13 protein-coding genes are annotated in these 14,880 nt (G+C 61.1%); 11 read left to right on the plus strand and 2 right to left on the minus strand.

Features of this window, described 5'->3' with window-relative positions; genetic code table 11:
* Position 1 precedes the first annotated feature (1 nt).
* The 6 genes from H9642_RS04845 (at position 2) to H9642_RS04870 (ending at position 6,907) form a co-directional block, all read left to right on the plus strand.
* The gene (locus tag H9642_RS04845; protein WP_251835254.1) at positions 2-1,825 is read left to right on the plus strand and encodes a GldG family protein; all 1,824 of its coding nucleotides are present in this window, start codon (positions 2-4) and stop codon (positions 1,823-1,825) included.
* A gap of 528 nt (positions 1,826-2,353) precedes the next feature.
* Complete coding sequence (locus H9642_RS04850) at positions 2,354-2,563, plus strand: cold-shock protein (protein WP_251835255.1); 210 nt, start codon at positions 2,354-2,356, stop codon at positions 2,561-2,563.
* A gap of 207 nt (positions 2,564-2,770) precedes the next feature.
* A complete protein-coding gene (locus H9642_RS04855) occupies positions 2,771-3,421 on the plus strand; it encodes a bifunctional 4-hydroxy-2-oxoglutarate aldolase/2-dehydro-3-deoxy-phosphogluconate aldolase (protein ID WP_251835256.1) in 651 nt (216 codons plus the stop codon).
* Positions 3,418-3,852 carry an acyl-CoA thioesterase gene (locus tag H9642_RS04860; RefSeq protein WP_251835257.1) on the plus strand — a complete coding sequence of 145 codons (435 nt, stop codon included), beginning with the start codon at positions 3,418-3,420 and terminating at the stop codon, positions 3,850-3,852. Before H9642_RS04855 ends, H9642_RS04860 begins: the two co-directional genes overlap by 4 nt.
* Positions 3,853-3,964: 112 nt before the next feature.
* Entirely contained in the window at positions 3,965-4,921 is a 957-nt protein-coding gene (locus H9642_RS04865; protein ID WP_251835258.1) for a tRNA dihydrouridine synthase, read from the plus strand.
* Between the two features lie 315 nt (positions 4,922-5,236).
* Positions 5,237-6,907, plus strand: coding sequence for a sulfatase-like hydrolase/transferase (locus H9642_RS04870; protein WP_251835259.1), 1,671 nt, complete (start codon positions 5,237-5,239; stop codon positions 6,905-6,907).
* Between the two features lie 190 nt (positions 6,908-7,097).
* Here the strand turns inward: H9642_RS04870 and H9642_RS04875 are convergent, their stop codons facing one another.
* Both H9642_RS04875 and H9642_RS04880 read right to left on the minus strand, forming a co-directional pair.
* Positions 7,098-7,619: an ankyrin repeat domain-containing protein gene (locus H9642_RS04875; RefSeq protein WP_251835260.1), complete on the minus strand. Its 522-nt coding sequence runs from the start codon at positions 7,617-7,619 to the stop codon at positions 7,098-7,100.
* Between the two features lie 5 nt (positions 7,620-7,624).
* Positions 7,625-8,158: a hypothetical protein gene (locus tag H9642_RS04880; protein WP_251835261.1), complete on the minus strand. Its 534-nt coding sequence runs from the start codon at positions 8,156-8,158 to the stop codon at positions 7,625-7,627.
* A gap of 241 nt (positions 8,159-8,399) precedes the next feature.
* Here H9642_RS04880 and H9642_RS04885 point away from each other — a divergent pair, with 241 nt between their 5' ends.
* The 5 genes from H9642_RS04885 (at position 8,400) to fliA (ending at position 14,830) form a co-directional block, all read left to right on the plus strand.
* Complete coding sequence (locus H9642_RS04885) at positions 8,400-9,521, plus strand: beta-ketoacyl-ACP synthase III (RefSeq protein WP_251835262.1); 1,122 nt, start codon at positions 8,400-8,402, stop codon at positions 9,519-9,521.
* A 222-nt stretch (positions 9,522-9,743) separates the two neighbouring features.
* Positions 9,744-11,873 (plus strand): flagellar biosynthesis protein FlhA, encoded by a 2,130-nt coding sequence (gene flhA, locus H9642_RS04890; protein ID WP_251835263.1) that lies wholly within the window; start codon positions 9,744-9,746, stop codon positions 11,871-11,873.
* A 16-nt stretch (positions 11,874-11,889) separates the two neighbouring features.
* Positions 11,890-13,161 carry a flagellar biosynthesis GTPase FlhF gene (gene flhF / locus H9642_RS04895; RefSeq protein ID WP_251835264.1) on the plus strand — a complete coding sequence of 424 codons (1,272 nt, stop codon included), beginning with the start codon at positions 11,890-11,892 and terminating at the stop codon, positions 13,159-13,161.
* 98 nt (positions 13,162-13,259) lie between these two features.
* A complete protein-coding gene (gene fleN, locus H9642_RS04900) occupies positions 13,260-14,090 on the plus strand; it encodes a flagellar synthesis regulator FleN (RefSeq protein WP_251835265.1) in 831 nt (276 codons plus the stop codon).
* Complete coding sequence (gene fliA / locus H9642_RS04905; protein ID WP_251835266.1) at positions 14,087-14,830, plus strand: RNA polymerase sigma factor FliA; 744 nt, start codon at positions 14,087-14,089, stop codon at positions 14,828-14,830. Before fleN ends, fliA begins: the two co-directional genes overlap by 4 nt.
* The last annotated feature ends 50 nt before the right edge of the window (positions 14,831-14,880 follow it).

The raw sequence follows: 14,880 nt of genomic DNA on the forward strand, positions 1-14,880 counted from the left end.
CATGAAAAGACTGCTGTATTCCGGTGCCGGACTGCTGCTTATCGCCGTGGCATTCCTGACCTTCAACCTGATTTCCGGGCTGACCCTGAGCAATGCGCGGCTGGATCTCACCGAGCAGAAGCTCTACACCCTGTCCGAAGGCACCGAGCGGATTCTGGCTGGGCTGGACGAGCCGTTGACCTTGCAGTTGTTTTACTCGGACGCGGCCACCCAGGATCTGGTGGCGCTGCGCAACTACGCGCGCCGGGTTGAGGAATTGCTCAAGACCTATGTGCGCGCCGCCGATGGCAAGCTCACGCTGCAGGTGATCGATCCCGAGCCGTTCTCGGAGCGTGAAGACCAGGCCGCCGAGTACGGCTTGCAGGCAGTGCCGCTGCGCGCCGGCGGCGAGCGCATCTACTTTGGCCTGGCCGGCAGTAATGCCCAGGGCGACCGGCAGGTGATTCCGTTCTTCCCGCTGGATCAGGAAGAGTTCCTCGAGTACGAAATCAGCCGCCTGGTCAACAGCCTGGCCAATCCGCAGTTGCCGGTGGTTGGGGTGTTGTCCGGGCTGCCGCTCAGCGGCGGCTTCGACATGCTGGCCCGCCAGCCCAGCCCGCCGTGGATGATCATCGACGAGATCCGCCAGCTGTTCCGTATCGAAAGCCTGCAGACGGATGTCGATCAGATTCCTGAAGAGGTGTCGGTGCTGCTGCTGGTCCATCCGAAACAGCTACCGGAACAGACGCTCTACGCCATCGACCAGTTCGTGCTGCGCGGCGGCAAGCTGCTGGCCTTTGTCGACCCCTTTAGCGAAGCCAACACCGGCACGGGTCTGCCCGGCGAGATGGACAAGTCGTCCAACCTCGACACCTTGTTTCAGGCCTGGGGCCTGCGCATGCTGTCGGACCAGGTGCTGCTGGATGGCGCCTATGCCTTGCCGGTAAGCCTGGGGGCGGGGCAGCGTCCGGTGCGCCACGCGGCCTGGCTGAGCCTGCCGGCTGAGGCGTTGGATCAGGAGGATGTCAGCACCGCCAATCTGGAAACGCTGATCATGGCCAGCGCCGGCGTACTGGAACCGCTGGAGGATGCCAAGACCACGTTCTTGCCGATCATCCGCAGCTCCAATCAGTCCCAGCCGGTGGATGTGCAGCGCCTGGCCATGCTCGACAACCCCGAGTCGCTGATTCGCGAGCTGCAGCCCACCGGCGAGCGCTATGCCCTGGCCGCACGGATCAGTGGCCCGGCGCAGAGCGCGTTTCCCAATGGCATCGAAGGGCAGAAAGATGGCCTGAAGCAGGCGGCCAACATCAACCTGCTGGTAGTCGCCGATACCGACGTGCTCAGCGACCGCATGTGGGTGCAGGTACAGGATTTCTTCGGGCAGCGCATCCCGCAGCCGTTTGCCGACAACGCGGGCTTTGCCATCAATGCGCTGGACAACCTGGCCGGCTCCGAGGCCCTGATCAGCGTGCGTTCCCGCAGTCGTTTCGACCGACCCTTCACCGTGGTGGATCGCTTGCAGCGCGAGGCCGAAAATCGCTTCCGTATCAAGGAGCAGCAGTTGCAGCAGCGCCTGGCGGTGGCCGAGCAGAAGCTGGCCGAGTTGCAGCCCAATGACCCTGAGCAGGCGCTGGAGCTGACGCCTGAGCAGCAGGCCACCCTGCAGCAGTTCCTTGAGGAAAAGCTGAAAATCCGTAAGGAGCTGCGCGAGGTGAATTACCAGCTCAATGCCGATATCGAAGCCCTGGGCCGCAGCCTGAAGTTCATCAATATCGCCCTGGTGCCCTTGCTGCTGACGCTCGGTGTGCTGGTGCTCTGGCTTATCCGGCGGCGACGCGCCTGAAGGGCAGCGGCTCAGCTGTGTCTGCATGCCAGGCGGTGGCCGTGCGGGCATGGAATTCGTAGCGCGGCCTCGCCCGTTGCAACGACTTGGGATGGACATGCGCAGCTACCCGGGCAGCCCGCCGCATCGGGATGCTCCGCCGGCGGGGTGCTCGTCGAGCATCGGCTATTCAGCCCACCCGCCTGCGAGGAGCGACGCCGCCTTGCGCCAGCTGCGACATCGGCGATCCGCCGTTACTTGTGACGACCTGGACCAGCCAGCCTTCCAGCAGGAGGCGGCTGTTGCCGCGAAATACGAGCATCCTCGCCAAACGTATCAATAAGTATGTGCAATTCGCGGAATTCATTGAGATTTATAGACGCGACAAAAAAGCCCCCTTTTCAGCCCGGATGGTTGCTTTATACTCCGCGGACAGTTGTCCCTGGCCATCATCATGCCCACTGCGGCTCAACCTGAGTTGGGCGACAACTGTCCAGGCTCCTCGCCATAAGGGGAGCGGTCTAATAAAAATGAGTTGGAGATGCAGTAATGGCTGATCGTGAGTTGGGCACCGTCAAGTGGTTCAATGACGCCAAGGGCTATGGATTCATTCAACGCGAAAGCGGTGCGGACGTTTTCGTCCACTACCGGGCGATTCGCGGCGAGGGCCACCGCACCTTGCTGGAAGGCCAGCAGGTCGAGTTTGCGGTGATTCAGGGCCAAAAAGGCCTGCAAGCTGAAGACGTCTCCACGCTCTAATGCTTCATGCGGAAAAAACCCGTCCGTCGTGACGGGTTTTTTTATGGGCGCGAAAAAGCCTCAGTGGTTGTCCGGGACGCGCGATGTCGGATAGTCCCGCTCCGGGTGGCGAGGTCGCAGAGGTATTTGCGATGATGCGCAGGTCGTGAGTGGATTGCCTGACGACGAGACTTGCGTTTTTAACAGTCATACGGGGTAAGGCGTGCCATGAGCCTGACAATGGAAGCGATTTTGCAGCAGGCCCGTCCGGTTCTGCCGGTATTGGTCATCGAGGATGCGGCAAGTGCGGTGGAGCTTGCTCAGGCGCTGCATGCCGGTGGAGTTCGTGTGCTGGAAGTGACGCTGCGCACGCCGCGGGCCCTGGAGGCGGTGACCAGTATTCGCCAGGCGCTGCCCGACCTGCTGGTCGGCGCCGGTACCCTGATTCATGCCGCACAGTTCCTCGAAGCCCGTGATGCCGGGGCACAATTCGCGGTCAGCCCGGGGTGCACAGAGCGTCTGGCGATGGCCGCCCTGGATGCTCAACTGCCGTATTTGCCCGGTGTGCTGACGCCCTCCGAGGTGCTGATGGCGCTGGAGTTCGGTCATCGCTCCCTGAAATTGTTTCCGGCCAATGGCAGTGCCAGCGTGAAAATGCTCAAGAGCCTCAGGGGCCCCTTCACCGGCATCCGTTTCTGCCCCACCGGTGGCATCAATGTGGACAACCTGCTGAGTTTTCTCAGTCTGCCCAATGTTGCCTGCGTCGGCGGTACCTGGATCGCGCCAGCCAACCTGGTGCGTGCCCGCGCCTGGGACCAGATCACCCAGCTGGCCCGCGAGGCGTGTGAACTGGCGCGCAGCCTGGAGCAGCACTCGTGAACTGGGATCTGGACAAGCCGTTCATTGTCGATATCGAGGTGGGCGCCCAGGATATCGATGGACTGGGGCATGCTAACAACGCGGTGTACGTGAGCTGGATGGAGCGTTGCGCCTGGCAGCATTCGCAGAGTCTGGGCCTGGATCTGGTGGAGTACCGTCGCCTGGACCGTGCCATGGCCGTGGTGCGCCATGAGATCGATTACCTGGCCAGTGCTTATGAAGGCGAGCGCCTGCGGATCGGTACCTGGATCGTGGAATCCGACCACAAGCTGAAGATGCTGCGGCGCTTCCAACTGATTCGTGCGCACGATGCCAGTACGTTGCTGCGGGCCCAGACCACCTTCGTGTGCATCGAACTCTCCAGCGGCAAACCCAAGCGTATGCCGGTGGAGTTCGTCGAGGGATACGGGCAGGCGTTGCACGCAGGCTGAAGATCCTCCTTCCACGCATTCGCCCGCGAAAGGCTGCGCCCGATCGGGGTTGGCGCAGTTGCGCCTTGCCGCGGCTTCCTTACACTACGCCCCCCTTTCTACGAGATTGCCCATGCAAATCGCCCTGGCGCCCATGGAGGGACTGGTCGACGATATCCTCCGCGACATGCTGACCCGTGTCGGTGGCATCGATTGGTGCGTGACCGAGTTCATCCGGGTCAGCGATCGGCTGTTGCCGGCCACGCATTTCCACAAGCTGGCTCCGGAGTTGAAGCAAGGCTCGCGCACGTCAGCGGGTACGCCGATGCGCCTGCAGTTACTCGGTTCCGATCCGGCCTGTTTGGCCGACAACGCAGCCTTTGCTTGTGAACTGGGTGCGCCAGTGATCGACTTGAACTTCGGCTGCCCGGCCAAGACAGTCAACAAGTCACGCGGCGGCGCGGTGCTGCTGGACGAGCCGGAGTTGCTGCACGCCATTCTGCGTGAAGTACGCCGCGCAGTACCCGCAGCGATTCCGGTGACGGCGAAAATGCGCCTGGGTTTCGACAGCCCCGACGGTGCGCTGGATTGCGCGCGAGCCCTGGCCGAAGGCGGCGCGGCGCAGATCGTGGTGCACGCACGGACCAAACGGGATGGCTACAAGCCGCCGGCCCACTGGGAGTGGGTGGCACGGGTGCAAGACGTCGTGGCGGTGCCGGTGTTCGCCAACGGCGATGTGTGGAGCCTGGAAGACTGGCGCCGTTGTCGGGAAATCAGCGGTGTTGACGACGTCATGCTGGGCCGCGGCCTGGTCTCGCGTCCGGATCTGGCCAGGCAGATCGCCGCCGCGCGGGCGGGTCAGCCAGTGGTGGAAATGAGCTGGCAGGAACTGCAACCGCTGCTGCACGATTTCTGGATTCGCGCACGTCATAAGCTGTCACCCCGCTATGCGCCGGGCCGGCTCAAGCAATGGCTGGCCATGCTTACGCGCAGCTACCCCGAGGCTGTGGAGATGTTTGCCGTACTGCGCCGTGAAAATGACTGCGCGCGCATCGATGCACTGTTCGGAATGCCTGCAGGCCAGGCGTAAAGCGTTTGCCGGTCAACAAAACCGGTGCCATCTTGCCAGTCCTCATACCCCCGACCCATGCCAACGTTTGTGCGCATTTCATCGGCGCAACGTTGCGCTTCAAAATAGCCTGCTAAGGTGACATTCGCGTTACGAAGGAGTCGCCCCTGCTTGCATGGATGCAAATTGTGTTTTCTCTGTGCGCCTGGGTGTCGTGGCTGACGTTTGCGCGCGCCGCAAAGACTGTGGGTTCAACTGGGCTCGTCACCATTTCTAAAACTGCCCTCGTCCCGAGGTGCGGAAGAGACGGGCTTGTCTGGCAGGGAAGAAAGCAACATGGCTCACCTCAAAATCGGCCTGATCATTCTTTATTTGCTCTCCGCCTACGATTATTACCTGGAACGCTTGGAGGCGATGGGGTGGGGGCTGGGGAGCGTGCTTTACCTCAGTGTATTTGCAGTACTGTTCGCGGCCTTGCTGCTCGGTGCCTTCATCCGGCCGCGCATGCTGCGTTATACGTATGCTCTGGCATTTTTTCTCGCTGCGGTATTCTTCGAAGCCCATCGACAAATCACCGCTGATTATCTGACCTACAGCGGCTTCGTTTCCCTGTTGCATTCCCAGGCCTTCATCGGCGATGCCTTGCAGCAGTTCAGTTCCAGCATCCTCCCCGCAGTGGGGAGTGGGCTGTTGCTGTTGCTGGGGATTGGCCTCAAGCCCACACCTGCCACGCGTGTTCCGCTCTGGCTGAGTGCCGGCGCGCCGATTGCCGGAGTGCTGCTGCTTTCGGCGATCCTGTTCATGCGGGGTGGTGAAGGCGCCCGCGGGCTGCCGATGATGTTCACGCCGCTGACCTACCTCAATCTGTACACCTATGAGGCGTTGCAGAACACGGTGGGGCCGCGTCAGCCAGTCACCCTGGCGCGGGGCGGCAAGGATATCGACTACAACATCGTGCTGATCATCGATGAAAGTGTGTCCGGACATTACCTCGACATAAACTCCGAGCACGGCGTGTACAGTGGGCTGAAACGTTCGCCCGAGGGCGTGGCCATCTACAACTATGGCTATGCGGCCGCCATTGCCAACTGCAGTGCCGACACCAATGTCACCCTGCGTTACGGCGGTACTCGCGATGACTACTTGCGCATCAATACCACCATGCCGTCGATCTGGCAGTACGCCCGCAACGCCGGTCTGCGTACCGTCTACATCGATGCCCAGCGCACCGGTGGCCATCTGCAGAACCTGATGACCCGCGATGAGCAGCGTGAGATCGACCTGTTCATCCAATTCGAGGATGTTGCCGTGCGTGACCGCGACATGGCAGTGGTCGACAAGCTGGTCGAGGTGCTGGATAACGCGATTCCGTCACTGGTGATCATCAACAAGGTCGGAGCGCATTTCCCGGTCCACGACAAATATCCCGACTCCTTCATGCGCTATCAGCCAGCGCTGCCTCGCGGCCGCTATACCCATATCACCGATACCGGCGAGCGTGACGGGTTCGACGGCAGCGCCGCAGACTGGCAGCGCTACCGCAACGCCTACAAGAACACCTTGCTGTGGAATGTCGGCGAATTCTTTGCGCGGCTGTTCTCGCGGGCCGATCTGAGCAAGACGGTGGTGCTCTACACCTCCGATCACGGCCAGGATTTGCATGAACGCGGCAATCCCGGGCTGAACACCCATTGCGGCGGCGACCCGGTGGTGGAGGAGGGACTGGTTCCGCTGGTGGTGATGCAGGGTCGCGAACTGCAGACCCTGGATTGGGAAGCTGAACTGGCGGGCAACCGGAATCGCTCCAGCCACTACAACCTGTTTCCGACGCTGCTGCACCTGCTCGATTATGACTTGCCCGGCCTGCAGCAGCTGTATGGCAATCCCTTGAGTGTGCACACTGAAGACGATTTCACATTCAATACCCGTTTCAATGCGCGTCTGGGGGAAAAGCCGACCTGGAAACGCATCGACCTGGACGAGGTGGTCGTGCCTCAGGTGCACTAGGCGCAATACGCACTTGTTAACGCAGCGATGCCCATTGCCTGGTTTGAGCGGTGATGGGTATCGGCGTCCTGCCATCGCTAAGGCTCGAAGATTGGGCGTCATCATCCCGGTCGCGAGCAGCTTGTTCCGACGCATCAAACAACTGGGTTGTGGAGTGGACAGCCCACCGAGTGAGAGTTGGAGTACCTGGTTAATCTTGCAATGCGCGCAGCAGCGCTTGGGTCTCTTCGGCGCCCATCAGGATAGCGGCCGCCAGCGGTGTGGCGCCGTTGGCGTCGCGGGCGTGCGGATCGGCGCCGTGATCGATAAGGCAGCGGACAATGTCCCCGCGATTGAACATGGCCGCAATCATCAGAGCGGTCTTGCCGTCAGGCGAGGCGCCCTCAACGTCCGCACCGCCGGCCAGCAGCAGCTCGATCATGGGTAGATCACCCTTGAAGGCGGCGCCAGCCAAGGGGGTTTGTCCGCGGGCATTGATTAATTGCGGGTCGGCACCGTGGGCCAGCAGCACGCGCACTGCCTCCGCATGGCCGTGGTAGCTGGCCAGCATCAGCAGACTGTCGCCCTTGCTGTTGCGCAAGTTGGGAGGCAGACCCTGGCTGAGCAGGTGTTCAAGACGTTCGGCATCGCCGTTGCGAGCACTGTCGAATACCTGCTCCGCGAAGGCCAGGGTCGCATCGTCCAGCGGTTTGGGTGTGTCTTGGTCGCTCATGAGTGTCAGCCTTCTGCTTGTTCGGCACGCAGCGTTTCATAGGCCGGGGCGGCGTAGATGCCCAGCTCCACGGCCAGGGCCATCACCCGCTCGAGATCGCAGGTATAGACCAGTACGGCCTGCAGCTCATCATCCAGCGGTTCGCTGAAGTCCACCAGAACATAGCCGCCTTTTTCTGGATACAACGCGTTGAGCTGCACCTGAATGCGATTGAGCGCCTTCAGGGGTTCGGTTTTGGCCAGCTGCTTGGCTTTGAGTACGAAATTCACATCCGGGCCGAAGGAGTTCAGGATTTGCTGAAACAGCTCTTCATAAAAGTCGGCCTGGAACAGCACGGTATCCGGCAAACTGCCGACCACTACCCACTCGCCCAGCGGGATGGGAAAGCTGTCGTCATAGTTGATGTCAGGATTGTTGGCCAGAAACGCATCGGCATCGGCATAGGCCTGGGCGGCCTCATCGGCGATGCGCAGGATCTCCTGCTCGGCCAGGCAGCCCGAGCTGACAAGGCGAATCAATTCGGCAAGTGCGGTATGCATGGCAAATCTCTGGCTGATCAAGGGGTTGCACAGGATAAACCATAGGGCTCTGTTGCGGAGCCTGGCGACCGGCTCCTCGGACAGGTTGTGAACCGCGTTGAGGTGTAATGCCATATTGATGGCCGTTGTCGCCTAAGTCGCCCGAAAAGGCGCATTTGAATGGGAAACCGAGCGGTAAAGCTGGAAATTTTCGGGCACAATATTCGCCATTACCTCCAAATCACAGCCAAGAGGAACGACAGTGCATAACGTCGTGATCAGCGGTACCGGCTTGTATACCCCAGCCCAGAGCATCTCCAATGATGAACTGGTGGCCTCTTTCAATGCCTACGTTCAACAGTTCAATGCCGACAACGCCGCTGCCATCGAGCGTGGCGAGGTTCAAGCGCTGAGTGAATCCAGTGCGGCTTTCATCGAGAAGGCCTCGGGCATCAAGAGTCGTTTCGTGATCGACAAGGCAGGCATTCTCGATCCGCAGCGCATGGCGCCGCGCATTCCCGAGCGCAGCAATGACGAGTGGAGCATCCTCTGCGAGATGTCCGTAGCCGCCGCTCGCGAGGCGCTCGAGCGCGCCGGCAGAACGGCTGCCGATATCGATGCGGTGATTGTCGCCTGCTCCAATCTGCAGCGCCCGTATCCGGCCATCGCGGTGGAGGTCCAGGCTGCACTGGGTATCCACGGCTTTGGCTTCGACATGAACGTGGCCTGCTCCTCGGCGACCTTTGGCATCCAGACGGCGGCCAACGCCGTGCAACTGGGCCAGGCGCGCGCGGTATTGCTGGTCAGTCCGGAAATCTGCACGGGCCATTTGAACTTCCGCGACCGCGACAGTCATTTCATTTTCGGTGACGCTGCAACGGCAGTGATTCTCGAGCGCGCCGATCTGGCCACTTCGCAGAACCAGTGGGACATTGTCGGCACCAAACTGGTAACCCAGTTCTCCAACAACATCCGCAACAATTTCGGGTTCCTCAACCGCGCGGCGGAAGAGGGCATCGGCGCCCCTGACAAGCTGTTCGTCCAGGAAGGTCGCAAGGTGTTCAAGGAAGTCTGCCCGATGGTGGCTGAGCTGATCGGCCAGCATCTGCAGGAAGCCGGTATTGCCGTCGAAGACGTCCAGCGCTTCTGGCTGCACCAGGCCAACCTGAACATGAACCTGCTGATCACGCGGCGATTGCTCGGTCGCGACGCCCAGCCCAGCGAGGCGCCCGTGATTCTGGACACTTACGCCAATACCAGTTCCGCCGGTTCGGTGATTGCCTTCCACGCGCACCAGGATGATTTGCCCAGCGGTGCGGTTGGCGTGCTCAGCTCGTTCGGTGCCGGTTACTCGATTGGCAGCGTGGTGCTGCGCAAGCGCTAATGCTTGATGGCGGCGGGGCGCAATGCCCTGTCGCCAGGCTTGTGCCGAGTACGGAGCGTGCAAACGCTGCCGTCATCGCCTGAAGCGTGGCTGGAGCCAGTGCTTCGACTCTTCGTTTTTTCTTCTTTTTTCGATGTCCGTCACAAGTTGGACGGTTTCTTGCTATCAGAGCTGAACGCCATCGAGTGCGTCAAAAAAATGTTTCTGCGGTAGGAGAAGTGGGTGGATCGCACGCGGTTGGTGAACATGCGCAGCAGCCTGGTGGGGGCGGGTCGGGGCAACCTCGGGGTGCCGATCATGGTGTTGGTACTGCTGGGGATGATGACCCTGCCGGTGCCGCCGTTCCTGCTCGATGTGTTTTTTACCTTCAACATCGCGCTGTCGATCGTCGTACTGCTGGTCAGTGTGTACGCCCTGCGCCCGCTGGATTTCGCTGTATTTCCCACCATTTTGCTGGTCGCCACCTTGTTGCGCCTGGCATTGAATATTGCTTCCACGCGCGTGGTGCTGTTGCATGGCCAGGAAGGAGAGGGTGCGGCCGGCAAGGTCATCCAGGCCTTCGGTGAGGTGGTGGTTGGCGGTAACTATGTCGTCGGTGGTGTGGTGTTTGCGATTTTGCTGATCATCAACTTTGTGGTGATCACCAAGGGCGCCGGGCGCATTTCCGAAGTCAGCGCGCGTTTTACGCTGGACGCGATGCCCGGCAAGCAAATGGCCATTGATGCGGACCTGAACGCCGGGATCATCAATCAGGACGAAGCCAAGATGCGCCGTGCCGAAGTATCCCAGGAGGCCGATTTCTACGGCTCGATGGACGGTGCCAGCAAGTTCGTGCGCGGCGATGCCGTGGCCGGTTTGTTGATCATGTTTGTTACCCTGCTCGGCGGCATTGCCATTGGCTGTCTGCAGCACGACCTGTCGCTGAGCGAGGCGGGACGCATCTATTCCCTGTTGACCATCGGTGACGGCCTGGTCGCACAAATTCCCTCGCTGCTGTTGTCCACTTCAGCGGCGATCATGGTCACCCGGGTGTCCAGCTCGGAAGACATGGGCCAGCAAGTCAGCCGGCAGATGTTCACCTCGCCCAAGGCGCTGGCCGTCGCGGCGATGATCCTGATTGCCATGGGCTCGGTGCCGGGCATGCCCCATATGTCCTTTATCGGCCTGGGCCTGCTGGCCGCCGGTGGCGCGTGGCTGATCTGGAAAAAAGGCCAGAAGACCAAGGCTGCCGAGGCGTCTGGCGCCCCCGGTACGCCTGGGGCTGCCGATCAATTGCCGGCCTTGCCCGCGCCGGAAACCAAGGAGCTGGGCTGGGATGATGTGACCCCGGTGGACCTGGTTGGCCTGGAAGTCGGCTACCGGCTGATCCCGCTGGTGGATCGCAATCAGGGAGGGCCGCTGCTGGCGCGCATTAAGGGTGTGCGTAAAAAGCTTTCCCAGGACCTGGGTTTCCTTATGCCTTCGGTGCATATCCGCGACAACCTTGACCTGCTGCCCAACGGCTATCGCCTGACGCTGATGGGCGTCAGCGTGGCTGAGGCTGAGCTGTACCCGGATCGGGAAATGGCCATCAACCCAGGCCAGGTGTTCGGCACGCTCAACGGCATCGCTGGCACGGACCCGGCCTTCGGGCTGGAGGCGGTGTGGATCGACCCCGGGCTGCGCGAGCAGGCGCAAACCCTCGGTTACACCGTGGTGGATGCCAGTACGGTAGTGGCCACGCACCTGAACCAGGTGCTTTACAAGCACGCCCACGAATTGCTCGGCCATGAAGAAGTCCAGCAATTGCTGCAACTGCTGGCCAAGTCTTCGCCCAAGCTCGCCGAAGAGCTGGTACCGGGCATGGTCTCGCTGTCCACCCTGCTCAAGGTGCTGCAAGCGTTGTTGCAGGAACAGGTGTCGGTGCGTGATATCCGCAGCATCGCCGAGGCGATCGCCAGTGCGGCCGGCAAGAGTCAAGATCCTGGCGCGCTGGTCGCCGTGGTGCGCGTGGCGCTCGCGCGCGGAATCGTGCAAAGCATTGTGGGACTAGAGCCGGAGCTGCCGGTGATTACCTTGGATCCACGGTTGGAACAGATCTTGCTAAATAGCGTCCAGAAAGCCGCCCAGGGAGGCGAAGAAGGATTCCTCCTCGAGCCGGGCATGGCCGAGAAACTGCAACGTTCCCTCGTCGAGACCGCGCAACGTCAAGAGACGCTTGGCAAACCGGTGGTACTGCTGGTGGCCGGCCCGATTCGCGCGATGCTCTCGCGTTTTGCACGGCTGGCTGTACCCAGCATGTACGTGCTGTCTTACCAGGAAGTCCCGGACAACAAGCAAGTCACCATTGTTGCCACCGTGGGCCAGAATTAACTGAGGGAAAAAGAGCATGCAGGTCAAACGCTTCTTCGCCGCCGACATGCGACAAGCCATGAAACAGGTGCGCGATGAGCTGGGCGCCGATGCCGCGATTATTGGCAATCGGCGTATTTCCGGCGGCGTGGAATTGATGGCGGCGCTGAATTATCAGCTGCCGAGCGAGTTGGTGCGCGAGCCGAACCTGCAGCTGGAAGCCGAACTGCGCAAGACTCAGGAAATGATTGCCTCGGCCCAGGTCGAATTGGCCATTCGCAGCGAAGGGGAAAGTGCCCCGGAGAATCAGGTGTTTGCCGCCCCGTTGGTGGAAAAACCACACCCGCGCGCCGAGACTCAGGCGGAGGGTGCGCTCAATGCTGTACGTGACGAGCTGAGCGGCCTGCGCGAACTGATCGAGATGCAGCTGGGCACCATGGTCTGGGGCAATATTCAGGAAAAACAACCGCAGCGCGCCAGTCTGTGGCGGCGTTTGCAGCGTATCGGTTTGCCGGTGGAGATCTCCCGCAACCTGCTGGAACAAATTGGTGATGAAGTCGACCAGCGCAAGGCCTGGCGCATGCTGCTGGCGCATCTGGCCCGCAGCGTTCAGGTGCCGGAGACCGAACCGCTGGAAGCGCGTGGGGTGATCGCGCTGGTAGGGCCTGCCGGGATGGGGAAGACCACCACACTGGCGAAGATGGCCGCGCGCTTCGTGCTTAAGTACGGCGCAAAGAATGTCGCCTTGGCCAGCATGGATGGCTACCGGATCGGTGCCCAGGAACAGCTCAAGACGCTCGGTCGGATTCTCAACGTGTCGGTCACCCAGATCGAGCCCGGCGAGTCGCTGGTCGCGGCAATCGAGCCGCTGGCCAAAAAGCGCCTGGTACTGGTTGATACCGCGGGGCTGCCCGCCAGTGACCCGGCCCTGCGCATGCAGCTCGAGGCGCTGGCCAGTCGCAGCCTGAAGTCGCGCAATTACCTGGTGCTGGGTGCCACCAGCCAGGAACAGGTACTCAAAGCGGCTTATAACACCTACCAACGCTGCGGCTTGGCCGGCTGCGTGATTACCAAGCTCGACGAGGCGCTGAGCCTTGGCGAGGTGCTTGGTGTGGTGGTTGGGCAAAATCTGCCGGTGGCCTATCTGGCAGACGGCCCCCGTATTCCGGATGACCTGCACATACCGCGCAGCCACCAGTTGGTGAGCCGCGCGGTGCGCATGCAGATGACAGAAGATCCCAGTGAGGATCTCATGGCCGACATGTTTGCCGGCCTTTATAACAGTGACGCGACGCGTCGCGTTGGATAGACCTGGGGAAGCAAGTTGTGGCCCTACGAGCATGTCACGCCAAAGAGCGGTGCCCGGGGTTACGGGCAGTGAGCGCAGAATGGCGAGGTTAAGAGAACATGGGTAGCTTGCATCCTGTACAGGTGATCGCCGTAACGGGCGGCAAGGGTGGCGTGGGGAAGACCAATGTCTCGGTCAACCTGTCGCTGGCCCTGGCCGAACTCGGCCGCCGGGTGATGCTACTGGACGCCGACCTTGGTCTGGCCAACGTGGATGTCATGCTTGGCCTGGCCACCAAACGCAACCTCGCCGATGTGATTGCCGGCGACTGCGAGCTGCGTGATGTGGTGTTGCAGGGGCCGGGCGGCATTCGCATCGTGCCGGCCTCGTCCGGCACCGCGAGCATGGTGCGCCTGTCCACTCAGCAGCATGCTGGGCTGATTCAGGCGTTCAGTGATCTCGGTGACAACCTCGATGTCTTGATCATCGACACCGCTGCAGGGATTGGCGAGGGGGTGGTGAGTTTCGTGCACGCTGCCCAGGAGGTTCTGGTGGTGGTCACCGACGAGCCGACCTCGATCACCGATGCCTACGCCCTGATCAAATTGCTCAACCGTGATTACGCCATGAACCGTTTTCGCGTACTGGCGAACATGACCCGTACCGCGGAAGAAGGACGCAATCTGTTTGCCAAATTGACCAAGGTGACTGATCGCTTCCTGGATGTCGCCCTGCAGTATGTCGGCGCCATTCCCATGGATGAGACGGTGCGCAAGGCGATGCAAAAGCAGCGCGCCGTCTACGAAGCCTATCCGCGTTCCAAATGTGCGCAGGCGTTCAAGGCCATTGCGCAACAGGTCGATAGCTGGCCGTTGCCTGCCAACCCACGCGGGCATCTGGAGTTTTTTGTCGAGCGACTGGTGAAAAGACCTGGTGATACTTCCGTATGAATTCCCAAGGACTTCGCATGTACAGCCGGGCACAGCCCGAGGATTCGCAAAGCCAACTCATTGAGCGTCATGCACCGTTGGTCAAACGTATCGCCTATCACCTGCTCGCTCGCCTGCCGGCCAGTGTGCAGGTTGAGGACCTGATGCAGGCCGGCATGATCGGCTTGCTGGAAGCGTCGAAGAAATACGACTCGGGCAAGGGCGCGAGTTTCGAGACCTATGCCGGTATTCGCATCCGCGGCGCCATGCTGGATGAGGTACGCAAGGGCGACTGGGCACCGCGTTCAGTGCACCGCAACAGCCGCATGGTCAGCGACGCGATCCGGGTTATTGAAGCAAGAACCGGTCGCGACGCTAAAGATCACGAGGTTGCTGCCGAACTCCAGTTAAGCCTCGAAGATTATTACGGCATTCTCAACGATACCTTGGGAAGCCGACTGTTCAGTTTCGACGACCTGCTGCAGGAGAACGAAGGCAATGCGGTGGATGAAGATCCCAACCATTCCCATCCCAGCCCTGCACGCGAGCATGAGGATGAACGCTTTCAGAATGCTTTGGCCGAGGCGATCTCCAATCTGCCGGAGCGTGAGCGTCTGGTGCTGTCGCTGTATTACGACGAGGAACTGAATCTCAAGGAAATCGGCGAAGTGTTGGGGGTCAGCGAGTCCCGCGTCAGTCAGTTGCACAGCCAGTGCGCCGCGCGGTTGCGGGTGCGGCTGAGCGCCTGGCGGGCACGCTGATCAGGGGTACGCTGGTTTTCGGGATATAGGGGGCGCAGTCCGGAGACCGG

Source organism: Serpens gallinarum (assembly GCF_014836765.1).
GTDB classification, from domain to species: Bacteria; Pseudomonadota; Gammaproteobacteria; order Pseudomonadales; family Pseudomonadaceae; genus Serpens; species Serpens gallinarum.

Coding starts and splice junctions, on each gene's coding strand:
- H9642_RS04880 (WP_251835261.1), bottom strand. CDS start 8,158: ATGCATACCGCACTTGCCGAATTGATTCGCCTTGTCAGCTCGGGCTGC.
- H9642_RS04845 (WP_251835254.1), top strand. CDS start 2: ATGAAAAGACTGCTGTATTCCGGTGCCGGACTGCTGCTTATCGCCGTG.
- fleN (WP_251835265.1), top strand. CDS start 13,260: ATGGGTAGCTTGCATCCTGTACAGGTGATCGCCGTAACGGGCGGCAAG.
- H9642_RS04850 (WP_251835255.1), top strand. CDS start 2,354: ATGGCTGATCGTGAGTTGGGCACCGTCAAGTGGTTCAATGACGCCAAG.
- fliA (WP_251835266.1), top strand. CDS start 14,087: ATGAATTCCCAAGGACTTCGCATGTACAGCCGGGCACAGCCCGAGGAT.
- flhF (WP_251835264.1), top strand. CDS start 11,890: ATGCAGGTCAAACGCTTCTTCGCCGCCGACATGCGACAAGCCATGAAA.
- H9642_RS04875 (WP_251835260.1), bottom strand. CDS start 7,619: ATGAGCGACCAAGACACACCCAAACCGCTGGACGATGCGACCCTGGCC.
- H9642_RS04870 (WP_251835259.1), top strand. CDS start 5,237: ATGGCTCACCTCAAAATCGGCCTGATCATTCTTTATTTGCTCTCCGCC.
- H9642_RS04855 (WP_251835256.1), top strand. CDS start 2,771: ATGAGCCTGACAATGGAAGCGATTTTGCAGCAGGCCCGTCCGGTTCTG.
- H9642_RS04865 (WP_251835258.1), top strand. CDS start 3,965: ATGCAAATCGCCCTGGCGCCCATGGAGGGACTGGTCGACGATATCCTC.